The following is a 12,542-nucleotide window of genomic DNA, read 5'->3' as shown; positions in this document are numbered from 1 at the left end:
GCCCTTGACAAGACTTCAACTCATCGGCATGATTCGCGGCCTATTTTGTTTGCTATTTCCCAAAAAGTCTTTCGAGGAGCTCGACGGTGGCCAACACACCTTCCGCCAAAAAACGTGCAAAACAGGCTGAGAAGCGTCGCAGCCACAACGCCAGCCTGCGTTCCATGGTCCGTACCTACATCAAGAACGTAGTTAAGGCCATCGACGCAAAAGACGCTGAAAAAGCTCAAGCTGCTTACGTTCTGGCTGTGCCAGTTATCGACCGTATGGCCGATAAAGGCATCATCCACAAGAACAAGGCTGCTCGCCATAAGAGCCGTTTGAATGGCCACGTAAAGGCCCTGAACGTTGCCGCTGCTGCCTAAGCGACGCGCTCGTTAAAAAACCGACCTCAGGGTCGGTTTTTTATTGCCTGCGATTTACCCCTAACCAGCTCCCTTCCACACTGGATATTCAGCGGGCATGAATTTTGTGCCCACCATAAATCCCCCCCTATGGGAGCGAGCTTGCTCGCGATAGCGGTGGGTCAGACGATGGAGATGGCGACTGCATTGCCGTCATCGCGAGCAAGCTCGCTCCCACACTGGATATTCAGCGGGCATGAATTTTGTGCCCACCATAAATCCCCCCCTGTGGGAGCGAGCTTGCTCGCGATAGCGGTGGGTCAGACGATGGAGATGGCGACTGCATTGCCGTCATCGCGAGCAAGCTCGCTCCCACACTGGATCTTCAGTGGGCATAAATTTCTGTACCCACCCTAATTCCCCTGTGGGAGCGAGCTTGCTCGCGATAGCGGTGGGTCAGACGATGGAGATGGCGACTGCATTGCCGTCATCGCGAGCAAGCTCGCTCCCACACCTGGATCTGTCGATCTGACCATTGGCATAACAACATCCATGGAGATTAAAAAAGCGAGCCGATCGGCCCGCCCGTCATTCGACAGTTAACGCCAAGGCAAGATCGGAATGGCCGTCACCGCATTCTGCGGACTGCCCTCGATCACGCGATCGCTGTAGACCAGGTACACCAGCGTATTGCGTTTCTTGTCGAGGAACCGCACCACCTGCATGGTCTTGAACACCAACGAAGTGCGCTCGCGGAACACCTCTTCGCCGTCCTTGAGCTCCCCCTTGAAGCTGATGGGCCCGACCTGGCGACAGGCGATGGACGCCTCGGCGCGATCCTCGGCCAGACCCAGGCCGCCTTTTACACCGCCGGTCTTGGCCCGCGACAGGTAACAGGTCACGCCCTCCACCTTGGGATCGTCGAACGCCTCGACCACAATCCGGTCATTGGGCCCGACGAACTTGAACACGGTCGACACCTGGCCAATTTCCTCGGCCGAAGCCAACAGCGGCACTGCCAGCAGCAAGCCGATCAATCCTTTTGCCAAACCCATGATTTTTCCTTAGACGAGGATAAGGTTGTCACGATGGACCAGTTCGGGCTCCGCCATGTAACCCAACAGACCAACAATCGCATCAGACGACTGACCAATGATTTTCTGCGCTTCCAGCGCGCTGTAGTTGGCCAGGCCACGGGCGATCTCGCGACCGTCCGGCGCCACGCACACCACCATTTCGCCCCGACGGAAACTGCCCTGGACCAGCTTCACGCCCACCGGCAGCAGGCTCTTGTTGCCTTGGGACAAGGCCGACACGGCGCCAGCGTCCAGCACCAGAGTGCCACGGGTTTGCAGGTGCCCGGCCAGCCACTGCTTGCGCGCCGCCAGCATGCCGCGTTCCGGGGAGAGCAAAGTGCCAATGCGTTCGCCCGACTTCAGACGATCCAACACCCGCTCCAGCCGACCGCCGACAATGATGGTGTGAGCTCCGGAGCGCGCCGCCAAACGGGCGGCACGCAATTTGGTCTGCATGCCGCCACGGCCCAGCGCACCGCCCGTGCCGCCCGCCACCGCATCCAGCGCCGGATCGTCGGCACGGGCTTCATAGATCAGCTTCGCATCGGGGTTATTGCGCGGATCGGCGTTGAACATGCCGTCGCGATCCGTGAGGATCACCAGCAGGTCCGCCTCCACCAGGTTCGCCACCAGCGCGGCCAGGGTGTCGTTGTCGCCGAAACGGATCTCGTCGGTGACCACCGTATCGTTCTCGTTGATCACCGGGATGACTTTCAGCTCGACCAACGCGCGCAAGGTACTGCGGGCATTGAGGTAACGCTTGCGGTCGGACAGGTCGTCGTGGGTCAGCAGGATCTGCGCCGTATGGCGACCGTGCTCGGCAAAGCTTGATTCCCAAGCCTGCACCAGGCCCATCTGGCCGATGGCGGCAGCGGCCTGCAACTCGTGCATCGCGCTGGGTCGCGACGTCCAGCCCAGGCGGCTCATACCGGCAGCCACAGCGCCGGAAGAGACCAATACCAGCTCGACGCCAGCCTCATGCAAGGCCACCATCTGCTCGACCCACACCGCCATTGCCTGGCGATCCAGGCCCTTGCCATCCGCTGTCAGCAGTGCGCTACCGATCTTCACGACCCAGCGCTGCGCACCCGTCACCTTGCTCCGCATCATCTTCAACCTTTGCCAGCGGACGACGCGACCCAGCGCCGCCCATGGGATTATTCGTATTTGCGTTTTACAGATACCAAAACGCCGCTCGAATGAGCGGCGCCTTGGAAACCGGCTTGCCGGCGATGATAACACTGCGCAGGACCAGTTAAACCCGTCCCCAAGAATCCTTGAGGGAGTGAGCCTGTGGGAGCAAAGCTTGCTCGCGATGGCCTCGTCACATCCAGCACCTTTGCTGGCTGCAAACCGCTATCGCGAGCAAGCTTTGCTCCCACGGATTCGCTCACATAGGTCCCGGCTTCAGCTGAGCGGCATCAGCACACGATCAGTCGCGAACGTAGATGATTTCCGGACCGTCTTCGTCATCCACATCTTCCTCATCCCAATCGTCGTCACCGATGTCATGGACCGACTTCACGCCACTGCGACGCAGGGCACGCTGATCGTCCAGCGCCTGCAACTGGGCACGGGCCTCGTCTTCGATGCGCTGGTCAAGCTCGGCCAGTTCTTCCTTGTAGGCCGGATCGTTGGCCAGGCGATCAGCGCGATCTTCCAGGTAACGCATGATGTCGTGGCACAGGCGCTCGGTGTTTTCCTTGGCGATGGCCGAGATCACATAGACCGGACCCTCCCACTCCAGGCGGTCGACGATTTCCTTGACCCGCTCCTCATGCTCTTCTTCGAGGATCTGGTCGCACTTGTTCAGCACCAGCCAGCGATCACGCTCGGCCAGGGCCGGGCTGAACTTGGTCAGCTCATTGACAATGACTTCGGCGGCATCAGCGGCATCGGTTTCATCCAGCGGCGCCATGTCGACGAGGTGCAGCAACAGACGGGTGCGAGACAAATGCTTGAGGAAACGAATCCCCAGGCCCGCGCCCTCGGAAGCGCCTTCGATCAACCCTGGAATGTCGGCGATCACGAAACTCTTCCAGCGGTCGACGCTGACCACGCCCAGATTCGGCACCAGGGTGGTAAACGGGTAATCAGCCACTTTCGGCTTGGCCGCCGACACCGAGCGAATGAAGGTGCTTTTACCGGCGTTCGGCAGACCCAGCAGACCCACGTCAGCCAGCACTTTCATTTCCAGCTTCAGGTCGCGCTGCTCGCCGGGCTTGCCTGGCGTGGTCTGGCGCGGCGCACGGTTGGTACTGGATTTGAAACGGGTGTTGCCCAGGCCGTGCCAGCCGCCATGGGCGACCAGCAGACGCTGGCCAGCCTTGGTCAGGTCGCCAATCACTTCCTGAGTGGCGGAATCGATCACCGTGGTGCCGACTGGCACACGCAGGATCAGGTCTTCGCCCTTCTTGCCGGTGCAGTCGGTGCTGCCACCGTTGGAGCCACGCTCGGCATCGAAGTGCCGGGTGTAACGGTAGTCCACCAAGGTGTTGAGGTTTTCGTCGGCGAGCATGTAGATCGAGCCACCGTCGCCCCCGTCACCACCGTTCGGACCACCGTTTTCAATGAACTTTTCCCGACGGAAACTCATGCAGCCATTGCCGCCGTCACCGGCCTTCACTCGAATCGATACTTCATCAACAAACTTCATGACACACGCCTCTCGCCATACGGACGAGCCAAAAAAACAAGACATAAGACTCTTGCAAAAATGAGCGCAGCGACCTGATGACACGCCCCAACCGCAGCGCCGACAGCCCATACAAACAGTTTTGCAAGAGACTCACCCCACAAACGAAAAAGCCCCGTCGCAAGACAGGGCTTTTCCAGCGATCTCGCAATTAAGCTGCGACAACGCTCACGTAACGGCGGTTGAACGCGCCCTTTACTTCAAACTTGATCACGCCTTCGATTTTCGCGAAGAGGGTGTGATCCTTACCCATGCCAACACCGTAACCGGCGTGGAATTGGGTGCCGCGCTGACGCACGATGATGTTGCCCGGAATGATTTTCTGGCCGCCATACATCTTCACGCCAAGGCGTTTGGCTTCTGAGTCGCGACCGTTACGGGTACTACCACCAGCTTTTTTGTGTGCCATGAGTTCAATTCTCCTAGTGAGGAATTAGGCTGAAATTAAGCCTGAATACCGGTGATTTTGATCTCGGTGTACCACTGGCGGTGGCCCATACGCTTCATGTGGTGCTTACGACGACGGAACTTGATGATGCGGACTTTATCGTGACGACCTTGGGAGATCACTTCAGCCACAACGGTAGCGCCAGCAACGACTGGAGCGCCGATATTCACGTCATCGCCATTGGCGACCAACAGAACGCGATCAAAAGTCACGGATTCGCCGGTAGCGATTTCCAGTTTTTCGATCTTCAGGTATTCACCTGGGGCGACCTTGTATTGCTTGCCACCAGTAACAATTACTGCGTACGACATGGTATTTCTCCGATAATCCTGCTCACCCAGCGCTTTATAAGAAGAGGTATTGGCTGGCATGGCTGCATGGGCTGGAAGGCCCGGATGCAATTGCGTAAGGCAGGTGCTGCCCAGGAAGTTCAGGGTGCGCGATTGTACGCAAGCCGCAACAGCCTTGCAAGTAGCCGTCCATCGCGCCTTGACAGGCCTGGGTGGGGGTCCTAGCATGCCGCGCAACCCTTCTGGAGCACCTGTCGCTGATGCAACCCCAAGCTTTCTACCGCGCGGTGGCGGACGATTTTAGCGCCGTCGACGGCATCATCAAGAAGCAGCTGACTTCCCGAGTGCCACTGGTATCGAAAATCGGCGACTACATCACGTCGGCCGGTGGTAAACGCCTGCGTCCTTTATTGGTGCTGTTGTGTGGCAAGGCCCTGGGTCGTGAAGGCGACGACATGCGCCTGCTGGCCGCCACCATCGAATTCCTGCACACCGCGACCCTGCTGCACGACGACGTGGTCGACATGTCCGGCATGCGCCGTGGCCGCTCGACCGCCAATGCCATGTGGGGCAATGCCCCCAGCGTACTGGTGGGTGACTTCCTGTATTCGCGCTCGTTCGAAATGATGGTCGAGCTGGGCTCGATGCCGGTGATGAAGATCCTGTCCCAGGCCACGCGCATCATCGCCGAAGGCGAAGTGCTGCAGTTGTCCAAGGTGCGCGATGCCAGCACCACCGAAGAAACCTACATGGAAGTCATCCGCGGCAAGACCGCGATGCTCTTCGAAGCCTCGACCCACAGCGCCGCAGCCCTGGCCGGCGCCAGCGCCGAGCAGAGCGAAGCGCTGCGCACCTTCGGCGACCACCTGGGCGTGGCCTTCCAGTTGGTGGACGACCTGCTCGACTACAAGGGCGACGCCGAGACCCTGGGCAAGAACGTCGGTGACGACCTGGCCGAAGGCAAGCCGACCCTGCCGCTGATCTACACCATGCGCGAAGGCACGCCGGAACAGGCAGCACTGGTGCGCCAGGCGATCCAGAAAGGCGGGATCGAAGACCTGGAAAGCATCCGTGTCGCGGTCGAAGCCTCCGGCTCGCTGGAGTACACCGCGAACCTGGCCCGCGACTACGTCGCCCGCGCGATCAAATGCCTCGATGCCCTGCCGGCCAGCGAGTACCGCGATGCGCTGGTGGAGTTGAGCGAGTTTGCGGTGGCCCGTACTCACTGATCCACAAGGGCTTTTTGTGGGAGCAAGGCTTGCTCCCACAAATCCCCTCGCCATAGGATCTCCGAACGCAGTACCGTCCCTCTTTCGCAACAAAACCCTATATAATGTGCGCCCTTTTGCCCTCCTGATACCCAAGGAACCTTAGTGAGCACGTTGCCTCCCTGCCCAAAATGCAATTCCGAATACACTTACGAAGACGGCACCCAACTGGTCTGCCCGGAGTGTGCCCACGAATGGTCCGCCAGCGGCGAAGTTGAAGTGGCGTCCGATGACACCGTGAAGAAAGATTCGGTCGGCAACGTCCTGCAGGACGGCGACACCATCACCGTGATCAAGGACCTCAAGGTCAAGGGCACGTCGCTGGTGGTCAAGGTCGGCACCAAGGTCAAGAACATCCGCCTGTGCGATGGCGACCACGACATCGACTGCAAGATCGACGGCATCGGCCCGATGAAACTCAAATCCGAGTTCGTCAGAAAAGTCTGATTCTGCTGTATTCCATCCCATGCCTCCCGCGTGGGATGGAGCTTTACCCTCCCCGCTTCAGCCCCACTTCCCGGGCGCCAATCAAGTCTCAGCCATCCTGAGCTACCACAACCCATCGTCAGAAAAACAATCGCAACGCCAATAGAGACTTGCTATTTAGCGAATAAGAATTATTCTCATCGAACCCCATCAAGGAGATGAGAACCATGACTTATTTGATCGATGCCTGGTTGGACCGCCCACATCCCTACCTCAGGATCCTGCATCGGGAAACCGGGGAAGTCTGTGCAGTGCTTGAAGAAGAAGCCTTGAACGAGCTGCAGGACCAAGGAGACCTGGACCTCAACAGCCTCAATTCCAGTGAGCCGCTGGTGCTCAAGGAACTGGTGCGCAATCTGTTCCTGTTTTGCTATGCCCGGGCGTTGCGCCCTACGGGGGATTTCAGCGGCAGGTTTCACGGATGAGCACAAATAACCTGTGGGAGCGAGCTCGCTCGCGATGGCGGTCAATCAGTCGACATTTTCGTTACTGACACACCGCCATCGCGAGCAAGCTCGCTCCCACAGTTTTTGTCCGGTGGTAAAACCGGACAGGACAGGGTCTTACAGTACGTCCAACAGCTCGACGTCAAACACCAGCACGCTGTGCGGTGGAATGCTGCCAACGCCTTGAGCGCCGTAAGCCAGTTCGCTCGGCACGTAGAGGCGCCATTTGCTGCCGGCATTCATCAGTTGCAGTGCTTCGGTCCAGCCTGGGATCACGCCGCCTACCGGGAATTCAGCTGGCTGGCCGCGATCGTAGGAGCTGTCGAACACAGTGCCGTCGATCAGGGTGCCGTGGTAGTGGGTACGTACCTGGTCTTCACGGGTCGGCTTGGCGCCTTCACCCTGGGTCAGCACTTCGAATTGCAGGCCGGAAGCCAGGGTGGTGATGCCGTCACGCTTGGCGTTTTCCGCCAGGAACGCACGGCCTTCGCCAGCAGCGGCTTCAGCCTTGGCGGCGGCTTCCGCTTGCATGATTTCACGAATGACCTTGAAGCTGGCGGACATCTCGTCCTGGCCCACGCGGCTTGGCTTGCCGGCGAACGCGTCGGTCAGGCCGGCCAGGATCGCGTCCAGGCTGACACCCGGTGGTGGGTTGTCGCGCAGTTGGTCGCCCAACTGACGGCCAATGCCGTAGCTGACGCGGGTTTCGTCGGTGGACAGGTTAACTTCGGACATGATGCTGCTCCGCTGTGCGGACGGCTCGAGAGTTGCCGTGCGTGACACAGCGCCTCCCGGAGCGCCCGGAACCAAAAGGGCGAGCAGACTAGCACAGATGCCACGGCGGGTGACGAGCCCTCACGTCAAAGCAACCCGCCAGAAACGACAACGCCCGCCTGCAGTTCGCCAGGCGGGCGTTGCGCCAGTGCGATGAACGGGCCTCAGTGCTTGGTCAGCTTGTCCAGGTAACCCATGGCAAAGGCCGAGACCACGAAGGTCATGTGGATGATCACGTACCACATCAGGTGCTCGGGATCGACGTTCTTGGCGTCCATGAAGATGCGCAGCAGGTGGATGGAGGAAATGGCCACGATCGAGGCGGCGACTTTCATCTTCAGCGATGAAGAGTCCATGGTGCCCAGCCAGTTGAGCTTTTCCTTGTCGGAGTCGATGTCCAGTTGCGAAACGAAGTTCTCGTAGCCGGAAATCATCACCATCACCAGCAAGCCGCCCACCAGCGCCATGTCGATCAGCGACAGCAGTACCAGGATCAGCTCGGACTCGGCCATGGCAAACACATTGGGGATGATGTGAAAGACTTCCTGGAAGAATTTCAGTGCCAAGGCCAGCAGGCCCAAGGACAGCCCGAAGTAGATCGGCGCCAGCAGCCAACGGGAGGCGTACATTGCGTTTTCGATAAAGCGTTCCATTGAATCTCACACCTGGGCTGAAAAATCGCGGCGAGTATATCAGCCACGACCTGCCCCACAAATGCCGGGGCCATCCCTGGCCCCCGCTCATGTGTCAAAATTTTTCCGCAAGTATCCATACGGTGATGGCTTTCAATGCAGCGGACGAAACTCGAAGCCGCCGACATTGCGACAACGGCCTCCATTGATTTCACGCAGTTGGGCCTGCATGTGCAAGGACCAGATCTGCGGGTCGTCGGCCAGCTCATAGCCGTGCAGGGTCAGGCTTTGCACAATGGTATCGAGGATGGATTCGGCGGCAGTCGGGCCGGGAAATGGCCCTTGCGCCTTGATGGCGGAGGGTTGTTCGCCAGCCATTCCGGCGGCGAAGAGCAAGGTCCACATACCGGTATCTCCCGCCAGGGGGCGGATGGCGCATTCGATACGGGTGACAAGGCCCAGGCATTGACGAGTGAGGCAAAGGTTGCGCGACATGGCGGCGCCCCTCGGTAGATCCGGTATTCAGCCTCGGGAGGAGGCTGTTTCGATCCAATGATGACTCTCGTTATCCTTGAGCTGAGGATAGAAGAAAAGTTCCGGCCCCACGGGTTTCCGAGACCAGAATACGCCGAGCGGTCATAGTGTGAATATTGACGCCAAAGTGGTGGCACTTTTGGGTCAAATCCAAGCATCACTGCAGAATCGATTGTGGGAGCGGGCTTGCTCGCGAAGGCGGTGTGTCAGCTAACAACCATGTCGACTGACAGTCCGCCTTCGCGAGCAAGCCCGCTCCCACAATTAGATCTCCACAATTAACAATTGGCGACGCATCAAGCCGGCTTGGCCTCCGCCAAGGCTTGCTGCGCCAGTTCCTTTTCCGCTTCCTTGATGTCGTCTTCGCTGATCATTTCCGCGATTACCCGCAGCCGTTCCACCACCCGGGCGTTGACGCTGCCCTCCGGGAACTCGCCGTTTTCATCCGGCTCGCCGGCAGGCTCGCCCACCAGCAGGCTCAGGGCTTCGTCGGCCTGGCGCACCGCGTAGACGTGAAACTGCCCGGCGCGAACGGCGGCCAGCACTTTCTCGTCAAGCATCAGGGTCGCGACGTTGGCCTGGGGAATGATCGCCCCCTGCTCACCGGTCAACCCGCGGGCTTCGCAGAGACGGAAAAAGCCTTCGATCTTCTCGTTGACCCCGCCCACCGCCTGCACTTCGCCGAACTGGTTGATCGAGCCGGTGATGGCAAAGCACTGCTTCAACGGCGTCTTCGACAGGGCCGAGATCAGCGTACACGCCTCGCCCAGGGACGCACTGTCACCATCCACGTAACCGTAGGATTGTTCCAGGGCGATGCTGGCCGAGATCGCCAGCGGGAACTCCTGGGCATAACGACTGCCCAGGTAACCGGTGAGGATCATCACGCCCTTGGAGTGGATCGGTTGGCCAAGGTTGACCTCGCGCTCGATGTCGACGATGCCACTGCCGCCCGGGTACACCGTGGCGGAAATCCGCGCCGGCACGCCAAACGCCGAGTCGCCGACCTCCAGCACTGTCAGCCCGTTGCACTTGCCCACGGCCGCGCCAGCGGTGTCGATCAGGATGATCCCCGCCAGCATGTCGTCGAGGATTCGCGCCGAGACACGCCCGGTACGGGTGGCCTTGGCCTTGAGGGCACGCTCGATGTGGCCGGCGTCGGTCATCTCGTCACCGGCCAGTTGGCGAATGAAATCCGCCTCACTGACCAGCTGGAACAAGTCGCCGATACGCGCCGACAAGCGTCCCTGATGCTCGGCCAGCCGGGCGCTGTAGGTCGCCAGGCGCGCCACCGCGTCGGCGGTCAGCGGTGCCATGCCCTCTTCCGAAGTGCGGGTCTTGAGCAACTGGGCGAACTGCTCCAGGCTCTCGTCGCCCATCGGGATGTCTTCGTCGAAATCCACCAGCACGCGAAACATTTCCTGGAAGTCCGGGTCCAGGTCCTGCAAGGCGTAATAGAGCTGGCGGGCGCCGATGATCACGACCTTGACCTGCAACGGGATGTGTTGCGGCGTCAGGGTGACCGTGGCCAGGCGTCCCAGCTCACCCAGGGGCGATTCCATCTTCAGCTTGCGCGATTGCAGGGCGCGCTTGAGCGCATCCCATACGAACGGTTCGCCGAGCATTTTTTCCGCTTCAAGGATCAGGAAGCCACCATTGGCCCGGTGCAAGGCACCCGGACGCAACTGCCGGTACGTGGTGTAGAGCGCGCCCTGGTCGGTGCTGTATTCAATCCGGCCGAACAGGTTGTCGTAGGTCGGGTGCGGCTCGAACACCACCGGTGCGCCACCACTGGATGGATGCCCGACCACCAGGCTCGGCGCGTACTGCTCTTCCAGCAGTTTGCGGGCGATGGCGTCGGTCTTGCTGTCGTCCACCAGTTGCTCGACCACGGTCTTGAGCAGATAGACCTGCATGGCTTGCAGGTAGCCACAGACCGCGGCGTTCTCCGCGTACTTTTCCGACAGCGGCGCCAGCAACGGTTGCAGGGCCAGGGTGATGGTTTCTTCGTTGAGCTGGCGCAGCTGGTTGCTGGACTCGCGCTTCCATTGCGGCAGGCTGGCGAGCTCTTCGTTCAAGCGCTCTTCCAGGCCGGAGATGTCCTCGTGAAAACGCTCGCGCTCGGCTTCCGGCAACTGGGCGAATTCCGCCTCGTCCAGGGCCTTGCCTTCGCTCATCGGCGTGAAGGCGATGTTGCTGCTGTCACGGTACAGCGCGACATCCTTCTCCAGCGCCAGGCGCTCGATCACATCCAGGGCCCGGTCGTAGCGCTGGTTGAAGGCGCGGTCGATGGCGCTTTTTTTCTGCTGGTAGGACGGGTGCTCGAACACCGCCGGGAAGGTCGCCAGCAGGTTGTCGATCAAACCGTTGATGTCACCGATGAACGCACCGGCCGTGCCGGACGGCAGCTCCAGGGCGCGGGGTTCGCGGGGTTCATCGAAATTATTGACGTAGACCCAGTCCGCCGGGGTCTGCAGGCGCTTGCCTTCGGCCTTGAGGTAGCGTTTGACGAACGAAAACCGGCCGGTGCCGGGCTCGCCCATGACAAAGACGTTGTAACCGGGGCGCGGCATGGCCACGCCGAACTGCAAGGCTTCGACCGCACGTTCCTGGCCAAGCACACCGCGGAAGGGCTCCAGATCATTGGTGGTAGAGAAGCTGAACTGTTCAGCGGAAAACGGACGGGTCAGCGCTTCGGGCGCTAGACGCAAGCTGGCAGCAACAGGATCAGGCATCGGGCTTCCTTACATCAGGCGGGGCAGATAGCGGCATTCTGGCGCTGCCTGTACCTGACTGGCAAGGAGCGCCTCAGGCCAAAGCATAGTCAATGGGAAAACCCCGGGCGGGGCCCCGTAAATAGACGATCCCCCGTAATGTTTTTGCAAAATGTCACGGAACCCTCGGATCGTGCCTAAACTCCAAATTGCGCGGCTGGAACAATAACCGGCCCACTGGCAGCTGTACGGGCCAGACCCTGTCCATTGGTATGCACATAAAGAGAACATAGCTATGAAACGGATTCTTCTCGGTACTCTCTTCACCGCTGTATCCCTCAACGCCATGGCTCAGGCGCCGGGCGGCCCGGATTGCGGCTGGGGCAACATGCTGTTCGAAGGTCAGCGTGGCACTCCGGCACACTTCCTGGCATCCACCACCAACGGCACTTCCGGTAACGCGACCTTCGGCATGACCTCCGGCACCAACGGGTGCTCGACCAACGCGGCACTGACCTACGGTGGCAAGTCCTGGCTGGCCATGAATGGCATGATGAACGAGCTGTCCGAAGACATGGCCAAGGGTCAGGGCGAAGCGCTGACCACCTATGCTGTGGTACTGGGTGTAGCGCCGGAAGATCGCGCACACTTCTCCGCCGTTACCCACGAGCACTTCCAGCAGATCTTCAGCAAGGCTGACGTGACGGCGGAAGATGTGCATACCAACACCCTGGCCGTGCTGAAAAGCGACCCTCGCCTGGCCAAGTACGCGCCTCAAGCTTAAGCTCGACAGCACTCGCTCCTCTCGGGGAGCGGGTTTTCTTTTTGGGGCCCC

General features: G+C 60.1%; 14 protein-coding genes. 5 read left to right on the top strand and 9 right to left on the bottom strand.

Going from position 1 to position 12,542, the window contains the following annotated elements; all coding sequences use genetic code 11:
* The first annotated feature begins 86 nt into the window (after positions 1-86).
* On the top strand, positions 87-365 hold the full coding sequence (gene rpsT, locus AB4N80_RS09680) for a 30S ribosomal protein S20 (RefSeq protein ID WP_003185593.1): 279 nt from the start codon (positions 87-89) through the stop codon (positions 363-365).
* Between the two features lie 578 nt (positions 366-943).
* Here the strand turns inward: rpsT and AB4N80_RS09675 are convergent.
* The 5 genes from AB4N80_RS09675 to rplU all read right to left on the bottom strand — a co-directional run bounded on the left by AB4N80_RS09675 (position 944) and on the right by rplU (position 4,874).
* Positions 944-1,399: a CreA family protein gene (locus AB4N80_RS09675; RefSeq protein WP_122564942.1), complete on the bottom strand. Its 456-nt coding sequence runs from the start codon at positions 1,397-1,399 to the stop codon at positions 944-946.
* Between the two features lie 9 nt (positions 1,400-1,408).
* Positions 1,409-2,527: a glutamate 5-kinase gene (gene proB / locus AB4N80_RS09670; RefSeq protein WP_122564943.1), complete on the bottom strand. Its 1,119-nt coding sequence runs from the start codon at positions 2,525-2,527 to the stop codon at positions 1,409-1,411.
* Between the two features lie 325 nt (positions 2,528-2,852).
* Positions 2,853-4,076 carry an Obg family GTPase CgtA gene (gene cgtA / locus AB4N80_RS09665; protein WP_122564944.1) on the bottom strand — a complete coding sequence of 408 codons (1,224 nt, stop codon included), beginning with the start codon at positions 4,074-4,076 and terminating at the stop codon, positions 2,853-2,855.
* Between the two features lie 190 nt (positions 4,077-4,266).
* The gene (rpmA, locus tag AB4N80_RS09660; RefSeq protein ID WP_003176049.1) at positions 4,267-4,524 is read right to left on the bottom strand and encodes a 50S ribosomal protein L27; all 258 of its coding nucleotides are present in this window, start codon (positions 4,522-4,524) and stop codon (positions 4,267-4,269) included.
* Positions 4,525-4,559: 35 nt separating this feature from the next.
* Complete coding sequence (rplU, locus tag AB4N80_RS09655; protein WP_003176051.1) at positions 4,560-4,874, bottom strand: 50S ribosomal protein L21; 315 nt, start codon at positions 4,872-4,874, stop codon at positions 4,560-4,562.
* A gap of 239 nt (positions 4,875-5,113) precedes the next feature.
* On the opposite strand from rplU, the gene AB4N80_RS09650 reads away from it, so the two are divergent.
* The 3 genes from AB4N80_RS09650 (at position 5,114) to AB4N80_RS09640 (ending at position 7,032) form a co-directional block, all read left to right on the top strand.
* Positions 5,114-6,082, top strand: coding sequence for a polyprenyl synthetase family protein (locus tag AB4N80_RS09650; protein WP_122564945.1), 969 nt, complete (start codon positions 5,114-5,116; stop codon positions 6,080-6,082).
* Between the two features lie 144 nt (positions 6,083-6,226).
* Positions 6,227-6,568, top strand: a complete 342-nt coding sequence (locus AB4N80_RS09645) for a zinc ribbon domain-containing protein YjdM (RefSeq protein WP_122564946.1) — start codon at positions 6,227-6,229, stop codon at positions 6,566-6,568.
* Between the two features lie 206 nt (positions 6,569-6,774).
* Complete coding sequence (locus tag AB4N80_RS09640; protein WP_003205743.1) at positions 6,775-7,032, top strand: PA4570 family protein; 258 nt, start codon at positions 6,775-6,777, stop codon at positions 7,030-7,032.
* A gap of 138 nt (positions 7,033-7,170) precedes the next feature.
* On the opposite strand, the gene AB4N80_RS09635 is transcribed toward AB4N80_RS09640, so the two are convergent.
* The 4 genes from AB4N80_RS09635 to AB4N80_RS09620 all read right to left on the bottom strand — a co-directional run bounded on the left by AB4N80_RS09635 (position 7,171) and on the right by AB4N80_RS09620 (position 11,728).
* The gene (locus AB4N80_RS09635) at positions 7,171-7,788 is read right to left on the bottom strand and encodes an FKBP-type peptidyl-prolyl cis-trans isomerase (RefSeq protein ID WP_122564948.1); all 618 of its coding nucleotides are present in this window, start codon (positions 7,786-7,788) and stop codon (positions 7,171-7,173) included.
* Between the two features lie 203 nt (positions 7,789-7,991).
* Positions 7,992-8,480, bottom strand: a complete 489-nt coding sequence (locus AB4N80_RS09630) for a TIGR00645 family protein (RefSeq protein WP_047230159.1) — start codon at positions 8,478-8,480, stop codon at positions 7,992-7,994.
* A gap of 132 nt (positions 8,481-8,612) precedes the next feature.
* A complete protein-coding gene (locus AB4N80_RS09625; RefSeq protein ID WP_013694243.1) occupies positions 8,613-8,954 on the bottom strand; it encodes a PA4575 family protein in 342 nt (113 codons plus the stop codon).
* A gap of 335 nt (positions 8,955-9,289) precedes the next feature.
* Positions 9,290-11,728, bottom strand: a complete 2,439-nt coding sequence (locus tag AB4N80_RS09620; protein WP_060740549.1) for a Lon protease family protein — start codon at positions 11,726-11,728, stop codon at positions 9,290-9,292.
* A gap of 274 nt (positions 11,729-12,002) precedes the next feature.
* Between AB4N80_RS09620 and AB4N80_RS09615 the strand changes: the two genes are divergently transcribed.
* A complete protein-coding gene (locus tag AB4N80_RS09615; protein WP_122564949.1) occupies positions 12,003-12,491 on the top strand; it encodes a DUF3015 domain-containing protein in 489 nt (162 codons plus the stop codon).
* Positions 12,492-12,542 lie beyond the last annotated feature (51 nt).

The organism is Pseudomonas sp. H3_A02 (genome assembly GCF_054671965.1).
This window is presented reverse-complemented; position numbering and strand designations above follow the sequence as displayed.

What these genes read in the sequence shown, in the direction of transcription:
- AB4N80_RS09640 (WP_003205743.1), top strand. Translation starts at nt 6,775, where the DNA reads ATGACTTATTTGATCGATGCCTGGTTGGACCGCCCACATCCCTACCTC.
- AB4N80_RS09650 (WP_122564945.1), top strand. Translation starts at nt 5,114, where the DNA reads ATGCAACCCCAAGCTTTCTACCGCGCGGTGGCGGACGATTTTAGCGCC.
- cgtA (WP_122564944.1), bottom strand. Translation starts at nt 4,076, where the DNA reads ATGAAGTTTGTTGATGAAGTATCGATTCGAGTGAAGGCCGGTGACGGC.
- AB4N80_RS09625 (WP_013694243.1), bottom strand. Translation starts at nt 8,954, where the DNA reads ATGTCGCGCAACCTTTGCCTCACTCGTCAATGCCTGGGCCTTGTCACC.
- AB4N80_RS09615 (WP_122564949.1), top strand. Translation starts at nt 12,003, where the DNA reads ATGAAACGGATTCTTCTCGGTACTCTCTTCACCGCTGTATCCCTCAAC.
- rpmA (WP_003176049.1), bottom strand. Translation starts at nt 4,524, where the DNA reads ATGGCACACAAAAAAGCTGGTGGTAGTACCCGTAACGGTCGCGACTCA.
- AB4N80_RS09635 (WP_122564948.1), bottom strand. Translation starts at nt 7,788, where the DNA reads ATGTCCGAAGTTAACCTGTCCACCGACGAAACCCGCGTCAGCTACGGC.
- AB4N80_RS09630 (WP_047230159.1), bottom strand. Translation starts at nt 8,480, where the DNA reads ATGGAACGCTTTATCGAAAACGCAATGTACGCCTCCCGTTGGCTGCTG.
- proB (WP_122564943.1), bottom strand. Translation starts at nt 2,527, where the DNA reads ATGCGGAGCAAGGTGACGGGTGCGCAGCGCTGGGTCGTGAAGATCGGT.
- AB4N80_RS09675 (WP_122564942.1), bottom strand. Translation starts at nt 1,399, where the DNA reads ATGGGTTTGGCAAAAGGATTGATCGGCTTGCTGCTGGCAGTGCCGCTG.
- AB4N80_RS09620 (WP_060740549.1), bottom strand. Translation starts at nt 11,728, where the DNA reads ATGCCTGATCCTGTTGCTGCCAGCTTGCGTCTAGCGCCCGAAGCGCTG.
- rplU (WP_003176051.1), bottom strand. Translation starts at nt 4,874, where the DNA reads ATGTCGTACGCAGTAATTGTTACTGGTGGCAAGCAATACAAGGTCGCC.